12 protein-coding genes are annotated in these 19,079 nt (G+C 40.4%); all 12 read left to right on the plus strand.

Features of this window, described 5'->3' with window-relative positions:
* Positions 1-10 precede the first annotated feature (10 nt).
* Positions 11-1,042, plus strand: a complete 1,032-nt coding sequence (locus LH29_RS07485; protein WP_052670664.1) for a DUF5627 domain-containing protein — start codon at positions 11-13, stop codon at positions 1,040-1,042.
* A 188-nt stretch (positions 1,043-1,230) separates the two neighbouring features.
* Positions 1,231-2,817, plus strand: coding sequence for a sulfatase family protein (locus LH29_RS07490; RefSeq protein ID WP_052670746.1), 1,587 nt, complete (start codon positions 1,231-1,233; stop codon positions 2,815-2,817).
* Positions 2,818-3,020: 203 nt separating this feature from the next.
* A complete protein-coding gene (locus LH29_RS07495) occupies positions 3,021-5,267 on the plus strand; it encodes a T9SS type A sorting domain-containing protein (RefSeq protein WP_045027334.1) in 2,247 nt (748 codons plus the stop codon).
* A 36-nt stretch (positions 5,268-5,303) separates the two neighbouring features.
* Positions 5,304-6,977, plus strand: a complete 1,674-nt coding sequence (locus LH29_RS23710; protein ID WP_052670665.1) for a family 16 glycoside hydrolase — start codon at positions 5,304-5,306, stop codon at positions 6,975-6,977.
* A gap of 112 nt (positions 6,978-7,089) precedes the next feature.
* Positions 7,090-9,264 (plus strand): hypothetical protein, encoded by a 2,175-nt coding sequence (locus LH29_RS07505; protein WP_157493607.1) that lies wholly within the window; start codon positions 7,090-7,092, stop codon positions 9,262-9,264.
* Positions 9,265-9,266: 2 nt separating this feature from the next.
* A complete protein-coding gene (locus LH29_RS07510; protein WP_082063467.1) occupies positions 9,267-11,012 on the plus strand; it encodes a DUF5060 domain-containing protein in 1,746 nt (581 codons plus the stop codon).
* A gap of 9 nt (positions 11,013-11,021) precedes the next feature.
* A complete protein-coding gene (locus LH29_RS07515) occupies positions 11,022-12,551 on the plus strand; it encodes a nucleoside hydrolase-like domain-containing protein (RefSeq protein WP_052670667.1) in 1,530 nt (509 codons plus the stop codon).
* 7 nt (positions 12,552-12,558) lie between these two features.
* The gene (locus tag LH29_RS07520; RefSeq protein WP_045027340.1) at positions 12,559-13,347 is read left to right on the plus strand and encodes a 3-keto-disaccharide hydrolase; all 789 of its coding nucleotides are present in this window, start codon (positions 12,559-12,561) and stop codon (positions 13,345-13,347) included.
* A gap of 7 nt (positions 13,348-13,354) precedes the next feature.
* The gene (locus LH29_RS07525) at positions 13,355-14,404 is read left to right on the plus strand and encodes a TolB-like translocation protein (protein WP_045027343.1); all 1,050 of its coding nucleotides are present in this window, start codon (positions 13,355-13,357) and stop codon (positions 14,402-14,404) included.
* A complete protein-coding gene (locus tag LH29_RS07530) occupies positions 14,394-15,815 on the plus strand; it encodes an arylsulfatase (protein WP_045028953.1) in 1,422 nt (473 codons plus the stop codon). Before LH29_RS07525 ends, LH29_RS07530 begins: the two co-directional genes overlap by 11 nt.
* A 168-nt stretch (positions 15,816-15,983) precedes the next feature.
* Entirely contained in the window at positions 15,984-17,231 is a 1,248-nt protein-coding gene (locus LH29_RS07535; RefSeq protein WP_045027345.1) for an alpha-amylase family protein, read from the plus strand.
* 26 nt (positions 17,232-17,257) lie between these two features.
* Positions 17,258-19,057 (plus strand): SLC5 family protein, encoded by a 1,800-nt coding sequence (locus LH29_RS07540; protein WP_052670669.1) that lies wholly within the window; start codon positions 17,258-17,260, stop codon positions 19,055-19,057.
* Positions 19,058-19,079 lie beyond the last annotated feature (22 nt).

A 19,079-nucleotide genomic window follows, 5' to 3' on the forward strand; every position in this document is an offset into this window, starting at 1 on the left:
ATTGAATATGATGAAAAAATTTATAATACTATTTGCATTTGCAGTTGCCTTGTTTAGCTGCGAAAATCAGGATAACGACTTTGAAGATTATGATTTTCAAACGGTTTATTTCCCGATTCAGTATCCTGCACGTACTTTAGCTTTGGGTGAAAGCCGTTCGGATAATAGCATTGATTTAGAGCATGCCTTTAGCATTGGTGCATCGGTTGGCGGCATGTATGAAAATACAAAAGAGCGTGTGGTAAAAATCCGTCTGGCACCCGAATTAGTTAATGGGGCTTTTGTTGCCGGTCGTCCAGTTCAAATGCTTCCATCAAATTATTACGAAAATACCGATTTCTCAAGTATTACCATTCCTGCAGGCGAATTCAACGGTAAATTACGTGTAAATTTAACCGACGCATTTTTTGCCGATACACTTTCAACCGAAGTGAATTATGTAATTCCTTTGGTTATAGAGCAAAGTACAGAAGATTCGGTTTTATCCGGTGTCCCTCTTCCTGAAATTGGTGCTTCAGCCGACCGTCGTGTTGATGCTGACTGGATGCCTGGTTTCGAACCAAAAGATTACACGCTGTTTGCAGTAAAATATATAAATCCTTACCACGGAATGTTTTTGCATAGCGGTGTTGATGAAACGTTGGATGAAAGCGGTAATGTTGTTGAAACATTCACCTATAGAGCTGATTACGTGGAGCAGGATCTTTTAACACTGTTAACCACAAAATCGATGACAACGTGTTATATGGATCGTTTAGGAGGTCAAAATCAGGGCGACAATTTTAAAGTTGAGCTAACATTCAACGAGTCGGGCAATATTACAATAGAATCTGCAAACGGCGATGATACCGTTTCTGGTACCGGTACATTCGTAACTGCCGATGATCCGAACGCAGTAGAGTGGGGTGAAAGGGGACACATGACCTTAAATCTGGATTACTACTATACTGTTGGCGGTGTTACCCACCATGCTGTTGACCAACTGGTTTACCGCGACAACAATATGCAGTATGAAGAATTTTCCATTACAATTGAAGACTAAGATTTTGTTTGTAACTCGAAACTTTTGAGATGCAGCTAAAAAAAATAGGTAGGTTAGGTTTAATTGGTTTTAGATAGAAACCTTGGCAAAGAGGGTGCAGACCGTTAACGGTAGCATCCTCTTTAACTTTAAAACCAAATATTCTATAATCAATGAGTAATTTTGTTTACATCAAAACCAGATCAATAATGAAACAAATACTTTTTGTTCTAATTACTTTTATTGTTGGTTTTTCTTCTTGCAAATCCAGCATCAAAAATCCAGCATCTGATATCGAACGCCCTAACATACTTTTTGCAATTGCCGACGATGCATCATGGAAACATTTTAGTGCCTATGGCTGTAGCTGGGTGAAAACTCCAGGCTTTGACCGTGTCGCAGAGCAGGGTATTCTTTTTACCCGCGCTTATACGCCAAACGCAAAGTGTGCACCTTCGCGTTCGTGTATTTTAACCGGACGAAACAGCTGGCAACTGGAAGAAGCTGCGAATCACTTTCCGAATTTTCCGGCAAAATTTAAAACCTATGCCGAAGTTTTGGGCGAACACGGGTATTGGGTAGGGAGTGTAGCCAAAGGTTGGGCGCCAGGTAATCCGGGAGAAATAGGTGGAAAAAAACGTGAACTTACCGGCCCTAAATTCGATAAGTTTAAAACAACACCGCCGGCAAAACATATCTCGAATATCGATTATGCAAAAAATTTTGAAGACTTTTTGGAAAGACGCCCAAAAGAGCAGCCTTTTTGTTTTTGGTATGGAAGTACAGAACCACATCGTGCATACGAATTTGAAGCAGGAGTTAAATATGGCGGAAAATCGACTGATGAAATTGACGAAGTGCCCGCTTTTTGGCCTGATGTGGATACTATACGCAAAGATATGCTAGATTATGCCTTCGAGATTGAATATTTCGACAACCATCTTCAACAAATGCTGAAAAAGTTGGAAGAAATAGGCGAATTGGAAAATACCCTGATAATTGTTACTGCGGATAATGGAATGCCTTTTCCGCGTATAAAAGGGCAGGTATACGAATATTCAAACCATTTACCTTTGGCAATTATGTGGCCTGATGGAATTAAAAATCCAGGCAGGGTAGTGGATGATTTTGTAAATTTTATTGATTTTGCACCAACTTACCTCGAGCTAACCGGATTAACAGCAGAAGAGACAGGAATGCAAGCTGTTACCGGAAAAAGCTTAACCGATATATTTTATTCAGATAAAGAAGGAACAGTTACTGAATATCGCAATTTTGTGCTAGTTGGTAAAGAACGCCATGATATTGGCAGACCGGATGATCAGGGATATCCGGTTAGGGGGCTGATAAAAGGAGGATACCTTTACCTGCGTAATTTTGAAACTGATCGTTGGCCATTGGGAAATCCTGAAACAGGATACCTGAATTGCGATGGTAGCCCGACAAAAACCTACATTTTGGATACTCGTCGTAAAAAAGGAATAATGGAGTACTGGCAATTAAATTTTGGGAAACGTGTTTCTGAAGAATTATATGATATTAAGGCTGACCCGTTTTGCCTGAAAAACTTGGCTGATAGTTCTGGATATATTAACCAAAGGGAAAACATGTTTGCTGAAATGAAACAAAAGTTAACAGAACAAGAAGATCCCCGAATACTAGGGAGAGGGGATATATTTGACAACTATGAGTATTCTGGTTCCGATCGTAACTTTTATAATCGTTATTTCAGTGGTGAAAAGCTTTCTCCGTCGTGGATTAATGCATCAGATTTTGAAACGGATTTGAAGGAATAAAGCTCAAGTGGTCCTCTCAAAATTGGCACGAACATTATTATTTGCGAATATAGTATTTCGTAACCCTATTTCGTATCACCTTTTTTTTATACCAGCATCCTGAATAGTAACAGGGATGTACACCAAAACAAAACAAAAAAACACCAAAACAAAAGCCTCGAAACTTTACGGCCTAGATTTGGAACAGATTAAAATCGTTACCAATGAAACAAATATTTTACGCCTTTTTACTAAGTATTTTTTCGTTTGCCAGTCTGGCACAAGTCGAAATTTATCCTTTTCCAACATCTGATTCGGAAATAATTTCAGAACAATATGCCGTTCGGATTCGTATTTTAAAAGCCGATGGAAGTCATGATAGTTGGCAGGAAATTACAGTACTGAATGTTGTTCCTCGGGAACCATACGAACATCCAATTTGTGGCGAACAATCCAGTGCTTTTAATATAACCGGCGACCGCCGGACAAGCTTTGCGCCCTTTGGATTTTCCGGACCAATTGAAGTAGAAGTAACTAAACAGTTTGGAACCCTTGCTACAAGTGTAGAAATTACACCCAAAGCTTACTCCATTAATCCACATTATTTCGATGGTCAAACAGTACGTTTTGCAATAAACCAATGGGGGTACATTAGCGTAAATTTTGTATCTGAAGACAACCGCGACGGCGATGGGGCAGGAGGTATGCATATAAAACATGGCTTAATGCTTTTTGCCGATAGATCCGAGAGTGAAGCAGGTTACGATATTCCTCTTCCTAACGATCAGGGGGTAGTAGTTTGGAATAATGATACTGATATTGAAACCTTAAGAAATGCAGATATTATTTACTTCCCGGCTGGCGACCATAAAATGAAAGAGCATAAGGACAACGAACAGGAGTTTCTAACAGTACCTGGAGACATGGAATCGTCGCCGTTATATCATGGACAACTGCGTTTAAAAAAGTCGCAAAAAATCTATCTCGCTCCCGGTGCTTATGTTCGAGGTTGTTTTAATGGGCGTGGAAACGATGGTGTTTGGATTTATGGAAGAGGGGTAATTTCCGGCCGTGATCACTTGTTTCATGAAATCCTCATACCGGAGTTCGACAATGAAGGCAACTGGGTACACCGAACTGCTACAAAAGAAGCTTTTGTAGATTTAATTGGCTGCGACGATATTCGAATGGATGGCATTTGTATCATCGAACCTTTTCATCATACTTGCCCATCGGGGAATAGAGGATTGATTAAAAATATTAAAATTCTAGGTTTTAACTATAATAACGATGGTGTTCGCCCCGGAGATGGGACAGTAGTTGACGAAATTTTTATAAAAACCATGGATGATTACGACTACGCAAGGGGTAACCACATGTTTAAAAATTCAGTTATCTGGCCCATGTTTAACGGCTCGGTGGGGATGATTTCGTGGAGTACTCTGGGTGGTGAAGGCTGGTGGTTTCATAACAACCATATCATTAATTCCGAAACAAAAAATAATTATTCGAATAACGATGGAATTGTGGGCTCGCAAGCCGATTTCGGTATTCAAACACACAATATTGAACTGAAAAATATTCATGTTGATCATCCGATTACCAACCTGGTTGATGCCCTGATTCTCGATGAGGGAACATCAACCAACTACGATACCTGGTTTCGAGATTTCAGGTTTGTAAACATAAAAGCCGATTACCCGTTTCAACGCACCAATGGAGAGGTGCAACTCAACCGTTTAAAAGGTATGAAGCGCGATAACCGAATTGCCTGGGTCGAGAATTTTACCTTTACTAATTTTGTGGTCGACGGTACATTGGTAACTTTCAATAACTACAAAAATTATTTCGATCTGAATCTGCAAGGGGCAAATGGTGTAAATACTGATGTTGATAATTATGTCCGGAATATTACTTTCAATTCAAGCGGTGAACTCTTTGTAATTGATGAAATCTGTGGCGAAGGAGGAGAATGTTTTCCTAAGGGAACAAGCGGGAAAGTTGATTGTCCGTCGGGAACGTCGCAATCAATTTCAATAAAACCAAACCTAGGTTTTAAAATAAAAGAAGTAATAGTTGATGGAAAAAGCATTGGACGAGAACAAATTCACCATTTTAACAATGTTCAGCAAAACCATACACTTGAGGTTCTTTTTGAAGAAGGTGACGATTATTTTGATTTGCCGGTCAATACAGATATCTTTTCTGTCATAACATCAACACAAAAGGATTATAACTTAAATGACAGATTGCTGGTTTATCCGAATCCCGCTACTAATCAGGTTACTATTTCAGGATTAGTAGGAAATGGACAGCTTCGTTTGTGCGATATTTCCGGAAAAGTTATTAGAGCTATCGATTATTCAACATCGAGTAGTTTGTTCGATATCTCTGATTGTAGGAAGGGCATTTATCTTTTGCATGTCATCAGCGGAGTGCAAATGCAGGTTAGCAAGCTAATTGTCAACTGAAGTATTTATATCTTCAGGCAATCTAAATTACCAAAAATGATTAAAAAGACTTTTTTTCTTTCGCTGATTGCAACTTTTCTTTTAGTTACAGGACACAGTTTTGCACAGTCATTATCGGATTACCGTTGGACAACCATTGGTGCCACTGGCGAAGCAACGGGCCGCCACGAAAATGCTTTTGTTGAATATAAAGGTAAATTTTATTTACTGGGAGGGCGCGGAATAAATCCTGTAAATGTATTCGATCCTGCAACAAATACCTGGGAATCAAAAGGGAAGTCGCCAATGGAAATTCACCATTTTCAGACAGTGGTTTATGGCGATGCAATTTGTTTAATGGGTGCTATGACCGGAAAATATCCAAAAGAAGTACCCATGGAGAATATCTGGAAATATTATCCTGAAACCGATACCTGGGAGAAAGGACCCGAAATCCCGGAAGACAGGAGACGAGGTGGAGCCGGAGCGGTTTTATACAATGACAAAATTTACCTGGTTGGAGGAATTGAGTATGGTCATACCAGCGGTACCAACAATTATTTTGATAGTTATGATTTGAAAACAGGTGAATGGCAAATATTAACAAAAGCGCCTCATATTCGCGACCATTTTCCGGCAATAGTGGTGGATGACAAATTATACTGTGTTGGCGGAAGAAATACAAGCGTTCATTATCCTGACAATTTTGGAGCTTTCTTTGCCGCTACAATTCCCGAAGTTGATGTATTTGATTTTAAGAAAGAAACCTGGGCTACTCTGAAGGAAAAACTGCCCTTTCCATCAGCTGCCGGTGGTTTGGTTGAAATCGATAATAAACTTATTTATATGGGAGGCGAATGCAGTTGGGCGAATGCCAGTTTTCAAACCCAAGCACTCGATCTGGAAACCGGGAAATGGGAACAACTGGCTTCATTGGTTATCGGACGTCACGGTAGTGGAGCGATAGTTTACAACAACAATATTTACCTGGCAGCCGGCAGCCCTAACAAAGGCGGAGGAAACATGAATTCCATTGAGGTTTTTTCAGCACTGCACGATTGGAAGAAATTATTTAATGGAGAGAATCTCTCAGGTTGGGAGGTAAAATGTACACAGCAGGATAAAGGAAAGAATTACTGGACGGTAGATAACGGAACAATTTTGTGTGATACCAAAGGGAATTCTGATCATCAATACATTTGGTTGCAATCGAATGATGAATTCACCGATTTTGAATTGCGCTTAAAATTTCAGGCAAGCGCCGAAAATAAAGGGAATGCCGGAGTACAAGTCCGTAGTCGATACGACGATTTCGCTAAAGTTGACAGAGACGTTGTGGGTTGGATGGACGGGCCACAGGTGGACATCGATCCAACGAATCCGTGGCGTAACGGTTTTATTTACGATGAAACACGGAAAACCCGACGCTGGATAATTCCAAGCCTGCCCGATTGGAAAATATCAAAAGAGGAATATGCACCTAAAAAAGTGATCTACTACTGGGATAATGAAGGAACTGGTTGGAACGATATACGCATCATTTGTAAGGATAAACACATCACGACTTACGTAAACAACCTAAAAGTGGCTGACTATGATGGAACCGGCGTTTTGGATGACAAGGACCATACCATAAACAACGTTGGTGCAAGAGGGCACATTGCTCTTCAGCTGCATATGCATTCTAACAATTTTATTCGTTTTAAAGATATTGAAATAAGGGAGTGGTAAAATTTTGTATTAATACAGTTAAAATATCCTCTGTACAATCGAGGTAGATTTCAGAACAAAAGAACAATTCAATTAAAGTGAATTGTTCTTTTTTTGCTTTAAACCTATTGCAATGATTAAACTAAACCAATTAGCATCAATTATCATTCTAGTCTGTTTATGGTCGTGTAAGGCTGGCAATACTAATCTTGTTGAAATTTTAGACAATTCACCACAGGCTCACTTTGCTTCAGAACAAATTAATCGAGCATTGTATGATTTAGGAACGACTTCAAAAGTACAGGTAATTTTAAAGATTGATTCTACGCTCAATGAACAAGCATACACCATTCAAAAGAAAAACAGAAAAATTGTTGTGAGTGGGGGCGATGATATCGGCCTCATGTATGGAGGATTAGAGTTGGCTGAAATAATAGCTGTTGAAGATAGAATTCCAGAGCTGGCAGAAACGATATCCGGAAAACCACACATTAAAAAACGAGGATTAAAATTCAACATTCCACTTGACATCCGCACTCCAAGTTACCAGGATGCTGGCGATGCTGCACAAAATAATATCGTGGAAATGTGGAATATAGATTTTTGGAAAGCCTATTTAGATATGATGGCCAAAAACCGTTACAATGTGCTTACACTTTGGAATCCGCATCCCTTCCCATCGATGATTAAAATGGAGAATTATCCCGATGTTGCATTGGAGAATGTTTGTGGAACCAGTTTTCCGCTCGATACGGAACGAACCGACGAGCCCGATGCCACATTTATTGCAGGCTGCGGTGTTTCAAAAGATGTGCTTGATAATCTGATTGTACTAAAAGAGCTGACAATCGACGAAAAAATTCAGTTCTGGCGTGCTGTGATGAAATATGCGAAAGACCGGGGAGTGGAAGTTTATTTTATTACCTGGAACATTTGGATGAACGGTTTGGCCCCGCCCGGGTGGTACCGCAATCAGGAAAATAAAAAAGGTGATGAGGGCAAATACGGAGTCAACAACGATCAGGGAAATCCACTTACCATTACCTACCTGCGCGAGGCAGTAAAAGAATTTATTCTCACTTATCCTGATTTAGCAGGTATTGGAACCACTGCGGGAGAAAACATGGAAGACCGCAACGATGAATTCGACCGTGAAAAATGGTTGTGGAATTCTTATGGGCAAGGTGTTTTAGATGCTAAAGAACTTCAGCCTGAACGAGAAATAAAATTTATCCATCGGTACTGGCAAAGTGGTGTCGACAAAATTGTCGACGATTTTATGTCAAAATATCCCGATGAAATAAATTTGAGCTTTAAGTACGCACGGGCGCGAATGTATGCTACTCCAAAACCCGAATGGGCAAATGAATACATAAAAGAATACCGAGCATTTGGGTTCAAAAGCTGGTGGAATATCCGTAACGACGACATCTTTCATTTTCGCTGGGGCGATCCTGGATATGTATCTGAGTTTATGAAGAACCTGCCCGAAGAAGAATTAACCGCCGGTTATTTTATGGGCTCCGACGGTTATGTTTGGGGGCGCGAGTTTATCAGTAAACACCCGAAAAATCCAAGAGAACTCGAGATCGATAAACATTGGTATAATTTTATGTTGTGGGGCCGAATGGGATACAATCCTGACTTGGAGAAGAAACGGGTGATAGGATTAATAAAGCAAAAGTATCCCGGCGTAGATGTTGGCAGATTATTTAATGCCTGGGCAACCGCATCGAAAATACCCTCGTTGGTAACCAATTTTCATTGGAATGACTGGGACTTTCAGTGGGCTGTGGAAGGTTGCCTCGACCTGCGAAACGGATTTCATACCGTAGAACGTTTTATTACTAATCCAACTCGGCAAGGTTCCGGCATTCTTTCGATTCCCAATTTTGTGGAGTTGCAGAAAAAACAAAAAACAATAACGGAGACAACTCCACTTGATGTGGCTGGCAAACTCGACTCTATGGCTAATGAGGTTCTCCGTTTTGTTGACATTCAAACTGAATTTGCGGATCCATCTTATGCAGAATTGGTTTACGACCTTCAAGCCTGGGCATACATGGGTAAATACTATGCCAATAAAATACGTGGAGCATATCAGCTGCATGCTTCACGGAAAGGTATTGAATACGCAAGTTTATCTCAAGCTAAAGAGTCCTTAGCCATGGCGTTGGATATGTGGAAAAAGTATGCCGAAGCTGCCACTAGAAACTACCATCCGCAGTTTATGGCAAAAACACGAACCATTGACTGGAATGCCCTTACGAATAACGTAAAAGAAGATATAACTCAAATAAAAATGTAGAAATGAGGCAATTAGTATTCTGTTTAATCATTGCAATATTACACGGATGTACTTCATCACAATCTAAAATTGATGGTACTTTATTTAAGTGGGAACCGATTACCATGTCTTTTATTGGTCCCAATTTTACTGAGTCGTCCGAAGTATTCAGAAATTATCGTTTAAATGTTACTTTTTATAACGAAAAGGATACGCTGATTGTGCCTGGTTATTTTGCCGCCGATGGCGATGCCGCAAATACATCTGCAAATTCTGGGAATATTTGGCAGGTTGTTTTTACACCCACCAAAGAGGGTGTTTGGTCTTACAAGGTTTCGTTTCAGTACGGCAAAGATTTGGCCGCCAGCCTTGACCCAAACGAAGGAAAGCCTCTCGCTTTTGATGGTGAAACCGGGAATTTTGAGGTGAACGGAATAAATCCCAATGCAAAAGGAGCTTATGCCAAAGGGAAATTAATATACGTTGGACAACGCTATCTTCAGTATACCGGAACGGGTGAATGGCTTATAAAAGCCGGCCCCGGAGGCCCTGAAAACTTTTTTGGGTACGTTGATTTTGACAGCACTTTTAACGTGTCGGGAGGTATTAACGACAGCGCCTTAGGGCCTGACGGCCTGCACAAGTACTCGCCTCACATACAGGATTGGAAAGAGGGTGATCCTGTGTGGAAAGGCGATAAGGGTAAAGCCATAGTTGGAAGCATTAATTACCTGGCCGAAAAAGGTGTAAACTCGCTTTACCTGGTAGTAAACAATGTAAACGGAGATGGACGGGATTGTTGGCCCTGGGCCGGGTATAACGATCGAGATATTTATGATGTTTCAAAATTGGCGCAGTGGAATATCGTTTTCAAACATATGAATGAAAAGGGAATTCAACTGGATTTTTTGTTTTGGGAATCTGAAAATACCACCTTGTTGAATAATGGTAATTTGGGCGTGGAAAGAAAAATTTATTACCGCGAGTTACTTGCACGTTTTGGGCATTTGCCTGCAATACGATGGAATATATCGGAAGAACCAACAGCAACGCCAGAACAGATTTTGGCCGATGTGGATTTTATCAGTCGCATTGATCCATATGGTCACGCAGTTGGAGTTCACTGCGGATATACCGTTGAACGTCGCGACAATGAATATCCTCCTCTGCTTGGAAAAGAAAATTTTGACGGGGCATTTATGCAATGCCACGAGAACTTGCACGACGAAGTTAAACGCTGGCTTCAGAAGTCCGAAAAATCAGGTAAAAAATGGGTGGTAAGTGTCGATGAATCTTTACCAAACCATCCTGCTGATATCGAAAAGGTTCGTCGCGAATTTTGGGAAGTAGTTACCGCCGGAGGAGAAGGCTACGATGTGTATTTCGGCTATGGAACCGGAACATGTGATATTGCCAATGAAGACTTCCGTAATCGCGATAAAAAGTGGAGCCAGTTAGCTATAGGATTAGATTTCTTTAACAACACCGAGTTGAATCAGCTTCTCCCATATATGAAGAACTATGATGATTTGGGAACAGGGTATATTCTTGCAAAACCAGGAGAGATGTATGTAATGTACACCACCCTGGATAAAAATACCATTGATTTGACCGACTTTACTCAAGAGTTTGAGATCGACTGGCTCGATATTAATAACGAAAGCGGACTTTTAAAAGGCAGTATCGAAAAGGTAATGGGGGGCCAGATTGTTGATTTGGGGAATGCCCCGTCAACAAAAACAGATTGGGTGGTTTGGATTCATTATTAGGATTATTACATGGAAAAGAGAAAAAATATGAACTCCGGATTTGCATGCAGCCTGATTTTCATTCTTTACTTTCTGGCAGGATGTGAAACAAAAACCAAGCTTTTTGTTGAAGAGCTTCCCAAACACCGGATTATTGTTTTAACTGATATATTAAATGAACCTGATGATTCGCAGACTTTGGTTCGGCTGCTGATGTACTCAAATGAGGTAGATATTGAAGGGCTCATTGCTGTGTCCTCTTGTCATCAGTACAAGGGAAAAAACGATCCAAATCCAGACAGGAATACCGTTCATCCGGATGAAATTAGAAAATACATCAGCGCATATGGTGAGGTACGCGAAAATCTATTGAAGCATAAGGATGGCTGGCCAACCACGGCTTATTTAATGGAGGTAGTTGGTGCTGGCCCGGAAGGATTTGGAACCCGGGATATTGGGCCTGGGCTGTCAACCTCTGGCTCTGAGATAATTTGTAATGCCATAAAGAAGCATGATAAGCGACCACTTTATATCATCATTAATGGAGGGGCCAATTGTTTGGCACAGGGACTCATCGATTTGGGACAACAAAAATCGGGGGAAGAACTCGACGAGTTGTTAAAAAATGTACGGGTATGTGATAATGCAGGACAAGACAATGCCGGAGCCTGGATAGCTCATAATTATCCCGATTTACACTATAAACGAAGCTCACATCAGGTTTACAATTTTATGAATCAGACGGGGCCCGCAGTTTGGGATACTACCTGGTATCCTGGGAAAGCCCAACATTTGTGGGCTGCAGAACATATACAAAACAACCATGGTGCACTGGGAGCAATTTATCCTACCCGCATGCGATGGAAAGATCCGACTACCTTCAGTACAATCGAAGGGGGAGGTAGCGGAAACTTTATCGGTTTTGTAAACAGAGGACTTTACCATCCTGAACACATAGATTGGGGAGGCTGGGGTGGTCGTTTTAAAACTGAAAAGGAAAAAAATATTTATGCCAATCAGCTGAAATGGGCAGAAGAAGATTTGTTTTATTCTGAAGATGAATTTAAACCCTACTTTATGTACCCCGAAACCAGCGATAACTGGACCGATCCGATTACCGGAAAAGAATACAATGGCATTGGTGTGCCAATATTTCGGTGGCGACGCGCTTATCAGAACGACTTTAGGGCACGAATGGATTGGTGCGTAGATGATTTCCTCACGGCCAACCACAATCCGGTTGCCGCTGTAAACGGAGATAAAACCGACGGTATAGTTCATGTGAACGTAATAGCAGGGAGTACAGTAATGCTAGATGCTTCTGCTTCAACAGACCCCGATTCTGATGAATTGTCTTTTCGGTGGTTTTTTTACTCTGAGGCAGGAACTTACCAAGGTTCAGTTCAATTGAGTGAAAAGGATAATGCGGCAACGGAAATCCATGTGCCCGTAGATGCTGGCGGAAAACAAATTCATATTATTCTGGAAGTAGAAGACAAACATCCCGAAGTTCCGCTAACTGCATATCGAAGAGTTATTATAAAAGCAACCAATAAATAATTACAAAATGAGAATAATTACCAAAATAGGTATCGTACTAACAGCATTATTTGTGGCATGTAGTGCCAATAATGGTTCCGTTCCATTATTTAACGGGAAAAACCTGGATGGATGGACCATTCAACTTCGAAAAGGTGGCAATGGTCTGGAAGAAAAAGTATTTGGTGTTAACAATAGTGGAGAGGTTCATGTATTTCAAGGATTGCCCGATAGATACCAGCTTGGTACCGGATCTGATACACATGGAATGATTTGGACAAATAAGGAATACAGCATGTTTCATTTCCGGTTCGAATATAAGTGGGGCAAAAAGATCTGCAATAATTTTCATCAGTTTCAGTACGATGCAGGATGTTATTACCATGTAAATGATCAGGAAATATGGCCCAAGGGTATCGAATATCAAATTCGGTACAATCACGAAACCAACGAGAATCATACCGGTGATTTCTGGGCGTCAAGTGTGGATTTCCAATGGTATGTAAATGATAATAATGAGTTCTTACCTCCGGCAGAAGGGGGAAAACCAATGGAGAAAAGAATGGGAGAACATCGCGCCAAAAGAACCGATAACTACCATGCACTTGATGATGAGTGGAATATCTGTGAAGTTATCGTTATGGGCGACAAGTATGCCATTCATAAACTGAACGGGGAGATCGTGAATTATGCAACTGATTTGGGGAGATCATCAGGTATAATTGGGCTGCAATCTGAGACTGCGGAGATTTTCTACCGCAATATTGAGATAAAGGAATTTTATGAATTTATTCCGGCTGAAGAATTTCTAAAATAGATGAGGTATGAGAAGAATAATTCTTGTTGTATTGCTGTTTAAAGTGTGCCTGCTTTATGCACAAATGAAACCCAATACCAATTTACCTTATAATCCGATGCCCCCGTATCTGGAGAAAATAACAACTTTCGGGCAACGTTGCGATTGGTCGCACGATGGGAAACATCTTATTTTTCTGGAAAAGACTTTTGGCGATGTATACGAAGTTGAAGTAGAAACAGGAATATTAACGCCACTTACCCATCATTTTTTTCACGAAGGATTTGTTCGGGCCTTGTACCTGGCTAATGGCGATATCTTATTATCCGGGGCGAAAACCTTCGATGCCACTGAACCTTGGAAAAGCCGTAGCCCTGAAAATGCCGAACTTTGGGTGTTAAAACGCGATTTGTCAGGTCCGCCAACACCGCTGGGAGTATTTTGTAAAGAAGGGCCAACCTGCTCGCGAAAACAAATGAAAATAGCCTGGACGGTTGACGATATTTACATGGCCGATATTGTATATAAAAATGGTATTCCTCAATTGTCTGAAATTGATACTCTTGTTAAATCTGAAAACCTTCCGGAACCCCTGAATGGTTGGCGATTGGAAACCCAGAACTTCAGACCTCCTTTTGATAACGAACTGATTTTTAACGCACATTTTCCCTCCGTAGAATACGAAGCAGAGGTAATGGGCATCGATTTACAAACCGGAAAAATTGTAAACTATTCGCAACGGGAAGACCGTTACGACGAGCCGGAGGGAATTTTCCCCGATGGAAAACACATTTTGGTGGAAAGTACCCGACACCATCCTAAACGGGGAGAAAGAACCACCTGGGATTACATCGATTTGTATAAACTTTCTTTGGATGGTTCGGCCGAAATGGAACGACTTACCTTTTTTAACGAAGGATTAAAATTCAAAGCAACAAATCCGGTGGTAAGTGATGATGGACGATATATGGCTTTTCAGTATTCAATTGTTGGAGAAACAACTGGTATTGGACATGGAATTTTGATTTGGGATTTTGAAAAACAAAAACAGTATAAAAAACAACAAAATGAGCAATAGATTTTTACTCGCATGGATTCTTATCTTGTCTTTGCACAACTGGGCAGCATTTGGCAGCTCATCACAAAAAAAGCAACAAATGCCAAACATTATTCTGGTTTTTGTCGATGATCTCGGATACGGAGATTTAGGTTGCTATGGTCAAAAATTGATACAAACACCCAATATCGATAATATGGCAGAACAAGGTATTCGTTTTACCGATTTTTATGCCTCAAGTCCGGTTTGTGCCCCATCTCGCTGCGGGTTAATGACCGGAGAACATGCAGGTACAGCGTGGATTCGTCACAATATGAACGTGTTACCAATGGGGCAAATGCCTATTCCTGATGAAGAAATTACTATTGCAGAAATATTGCAGGACAATGGATACAAAACCGCAGCCTTTGGTAAATGGTCGTTGGGGGCTCCCTGTAATTCCGGGGATCCTCAAAAACAGGGATTCGATCATTTTTTTGGATATTACTGCCAATGTTATGCTCATAATTACTTTCCGGAGGTACTTTGGAAAGATGGTGATTCAATTTTGCTAAAAAATGAAACCACTCCTGTTCATGTAAATTTTATCGATTATCCTTTATCATATGCCACAAAAAAAGTGGAGTATTCTGCCGATTTGATTTTTGATGAGGCATTAAAGTTTGTGGAAGATAATCGCGATAATCCATTCTTTTTGTACTACGCTTCGGCGTTGCCGCATTCAAATGGCGAGGCTCCTGTTAACGAGAGATTTGAAATACCGGATTGGGGGATTTATGCCGATTCGGCCTGGACACCAGTAGAAAAAGGTTACGCGGCAATGGTTACCTTGCTTGATAAACAAATGGGGGAAATTAATGATAAACTTACCGAGTTGGGAATTGCTGATAATACCCTGGTAATTTTTACCAGCGATAATGGCCCAACCAAATTTGCCAAACGTTTTGAAAGTGCAGGAGCTCTGCGTGGCCGAAAACGCGATTTGTACGAAGGTGGAATCCGGGTACCTCTTGTTGCACGTTGGCCAGGTATTATTGCTTCCGGAGAAACTGTTTCAAAGCCCGCTGCCATGTACGATTTAATGCCAACTTTTGCCGAAATCATCAATGCCGAAATTCCTGAAGAATGTAATGGTGAACCGATTAATGCATTTGTTAAAGATAAAAGACATTCACAAAAGCGGTATTTGTACTGGGAGTTTTACGAAGGCGATCGGGCTCCCAAACAGGCAGTGCGTAAAGGAGATTGGAAGCTTCTTCGTTTTAATTTTGACAGCCCAGAAAAAAGCGAACCAGAGTTGTATAACCTGGCTAACGACTTTGGGGAGAAGAAGAACCTTGCAAAAGAGTATCCTGAGGTGGTCAAAAAACTGTCGAAGATTATGGACGAGGCACACAAGAATTATCAATTTGCTGATGTAGATCCAAAATAGTCAGGTGTTATTTTTTGTACTGGCGGTGAAGTCAACGTATTGTTTGATGCTGACTTATTTTTTGGTATGCACAAATAGGCTTAAAGAATGTACAAACAACCAACTCAATGAATCAATTTTAAACTTATTTGCAAAAAAAAAATCATAAACCATATAACTTGATAATTCATGATGAAGTCTTTTTATTTATTTCTACTAGTTGCAATTGTAGTTTCAGCTTGTACTGTTTCTAGTAAAACAGATTCAACAATAAAATCGGTTAAAACGCGTATTCAATCCCGTAATTATCCTTCGTTATTTCAGGCTTGGTATGGAATTGATATGCCCGAATATCCGCAAACCACCAATGAACAACGTTTGCAGGCAGCCGCAAAACACGATTTGCTGTGGGAAGAACCATTAAGTCAGTTAGGCGAAAATGTTGATCTTACCCTAGGGCTTGTTTGGGATCATGATAATCATGGATTGGCAACTAATTTTACTGAAGAAAGTCTGTCTCATGCTTTGGCGAATAGAAAACGCATGTTGGAACTGAATCCGAACATGATATTTTTATTTGAGGTGCGCTGGCGGGATGCTCCAATGAGCTTCTTACCTGAAAACAGTGACTGGTGGCTACGTAACGATGAAGGGGAAATTGTAAAAGGTTGGCTGGGAGGCTGGGAGCCTTTTTATATGTTGAATTATAATAATCAGGATTTTCAGGAAAACGTGGCGCGTCAATGCAAAATTGCCATCGAAAGCGGGGTATATGATGGTGTGATGTTTGACTGGAGTGGCCATCTTGAAATCATTAAAAAAACACGAGCTGCCATTGGCGACTCTGCTTTAATAATCGTAAACATTCACGATGATATTCACCATGGTATGGATTATCAACCGTACATAAACGGCTCTTTTATGGAATTGAATCCTATTGACAGCCTGAGTTTACCTGTTGATGAACTTGTGTTGAATAGCAAAGATGATGTAAATGCACGTACCTGGGATAACATAAGAGATGCTTTAATATGGTTTGAAGAAAACCTACAAGAACCCAGAATTAATTGTTGCGAGGTATGGGGAAACCGCGATGATCTCTCGCGTATGCGCGCCGTAACAACATTAACTCTAACACACTCTGATGGCTACACTTTGTATGCTGATCCAAATCCATTGAAAACTCCGGACCACTATCACGACTGGTACCCGTTTTGGGATGCTGATCTGGGAAAACCACTTGGCAAGAGAATAGACAGGGAAGACGGTGCTACTTTACGCGAATTTGAAAATGGTACGGTGGTGTATAACCATTACGGGAATAATTCAGTTAAAATTGAATTTAACGAAGAGTACAAACGCATCTCGGATGGTAGCACAGACAAAGTATTTAATGTTAATGGTCGCGATGGAGATATTTTTTTAAAGATCAAATAGATTAACTAATTCATAATCTGGAAAATATGGCTTTGCATTGGCTCGATTTTACTGCCTTTTTTACTTACTTCATTTTACTCAGTGTTATTGGCTGGCTGGCAGGAAGAAGTAAAAAACAAATGGCATCTGATTACTTTTTGGCAGGGAAATCATTACCCTGGTATGTTGTTGGTAGTTCGTATATTGCCGCAAATATAAGTACCGAACATTTTTTAGGAATGATTGGTGCCGCTGTACTTTATGGTATTGTGGTTGCAACTCCTGAATGGAGTGCAGTTATTGCTTTTACCTTTCTGATTTGGTTGTTCATTCCTTTTCTTCTTTCTTCGAAAGTATATACAACTCCCGAGTTTCTGGAAAAAAGATTTAATAGGCAAATTCGGTTTATTTTCGCTTTAATAACAATAATTGCAAATATTTCCGCATTTATGGCACCCGTAATTTATGGCGGAGGATTAATTGTAGAAGAAGCCTTAGGATTTAACCAGTTGTTTGGATTGAATGTTGAAGCAATTAACAATGGTGCCGCCACAAACTGGGGATTGTTTTTCTCAATTGCCTTAATTGCTTTCGCTGCCGGAATATGGGCCATATGGGGGGGCTTAAAATCCGTGGCCTGGATGGATGTACTTACAATAGTAATAATGGTTGCCGGCGGATTAACCGTAACAATTCTCGGATTGGCTTACATTAGCGATGGACAAGGTATTGTTGCCGGCTTCAGGAAAATGGTTGATATTAATACCGCTAATAGTGGCTGGACAAAAGAATGGCTTGATACACATGTGGTAAATATCCTGAATGGTGCAACAGAGGGGGCTTCTTATAAACGACTTTCGGTATTGCAACCCATTAATCACAGCGTTACGCCATGGACTCACTGGGTGTTTTCATTCTTCTACATTGGCTTGTGGTACACGGTAATAAACCAACACATGATTCAAAAGGTGTTTGCAGCAAAAGATATCTTTCATGCACGTATGGGAATGGTATTTGCTTCGTTTTTGAAGCTCTTACTACCTTTTATAGTTGTTATACCCGGATTGATCTATTTTGCAATGAATCCTGATTTTCTGCATAGTAATAATTGGAACTTTATGCGAGAAGAGGCCAATAAAACATATATTTTGATGATTGGCAGATTAGTGCCTGTGTTTTTAACAGGATTTCTGTTGGCAGCCTTATTTGGAGCAATTCAAAGCACAGTTAGTTCAGTACTCAATTCGACCTCAACCATTTTTACTATGGACTTTTATAAAGAGTACTTAAACAAAGAAGCAAGCGAAAGAAAAGAAATTAGAATGGGTAAGATATCCGGAACTGTAATTCTCATATTTTCCATAGCACTGGCTATTTTTCTGGCGCTAACCAAAATAAACATCTTTGTGTATATACAAACCATGTATACGTTTATTGCTCCGCCATTTTCAGCTATTTTTCTTATCGGTATGTTGTGGCGGCGGATTAATGGTAAAGATGCTTTGTTTGCCATTATTGGTGGTTTTGCTCTGGCTGCCATTTTAAAATACCTGGAACTTGGACCATTGGCAGAGGTAGATACACCATTTGCCAATTTTATTAAACCCTTTGCCAATCAGGGATTAATTGTGTGGGGATTTAGTATGTTAATTGCTGCAGTTTCAGGATTAATTACTCCACCACCTGCTCCTGAAAATGTAGGAGACGGACTTGCTTTCAATTTCAGAAAGATGAGCCTGTTAAAAGGTGGACTGGGCACTAATTGGTACAACAGTGTTACGCTTTGGTGGGGCATCTGTTTCTTGCTGATGATCGTGTTTGTTTTGGTGTTTTCGTTGTATATATAATCGAATGATAAGGATAGATTTT

The organism is Draconibacterium sediminis, assembly GCF_000949475.1.
Classification (GTDB): domain Bacteria; phylum Bacteroidota; class Bacteroidia; order Bacteroidales; family Prolixibacteraceae; genus Draconibacterium; species Draconibacterium sediminis.

Bases quoted from the DNA above. Each gene is read 5' to 3' on its own strand.
- LH29_RS07485 (WP_052670664.1), top strand. From the start codon at position 11: ATGAAAAAATTTATAATACTATTTGCATTTGCAGTTGCCTTGTTTAGC.
- LH29_RS23710 (WP_052670665.1), top strand. From the start codon at position 5,304: ATGATTAAAAAGACTTTTTTTCTTTCGCTGATTGCAACTTTTCTTTTA.
- LH29_RS07535 (WP_045027345.1), top strand. From the start codon at position 15,984: ATGATGAAGTCTTTTTATTTATTTCTACTAGTTGCAATTGTAGTTTCA.
- LH29_RS07520 (WP_045027340.1), top strand. From the start codon at position 12,559: ATGAGAATAATTACCAAAATAGGTATCGTACTAACAGCATTATTTGTG.
- LH29_RS07515 (WP_052670667.1), top strand. From the start codon at position 11,022: ATGGAAAAGAGAAAAAATATGAACTCCGGATTTGCATGCAGCCTGATT.
- LH29_RS07530 (WP_045028953.1), top strand. From the start codon at position 14,394: ATGAGCAATAGATTTTTACTCGCATGGATTCTTATCTTGTCTTTGCAC.
- LH29_RS07510 (WP_082063467.1), top strand. From the start codon at position 9,267: ATGAGGCAATTAGTATTCTGTTTAATCATTGCAATATTACACGGATGT.
- LH29_RS07505 (WP_157493607.1), top strand. From the start codon at position 7,090: ATGATTAAACTAAACCAATTAGCATCAATTATCATTCTAGTCTGTTTA.
- LH29_RS07495 (WP_045027334.1), top strand. From the start codon at position 3,021: ATGAAACAAATATTTTACGCCTTTTTACTAAGTATTTTTTCGTTTGCC.
- LH29_RS07540 (WP_052670669.1), top strand. From the start codon at position 17,258: ATGGCTTTGCATTGGCTCGATTTTACTGCCTTTTTTACTTACTTCATT.
- LH29_RS07525 (WP_045027343.1), top strand. From the start codon at position 13,355: ATGAGAAGAATAATTCTTGTTGTATTGCTGTTTAAAGTGTGCCTGCTT.
- LH29_RS07490 (WP_052670746.1), top strand. From the start codon at position 1,231: ATGAAACAAATACTTTTTGTTCTAATTACTTTTATTGTTGGTTTTTCT.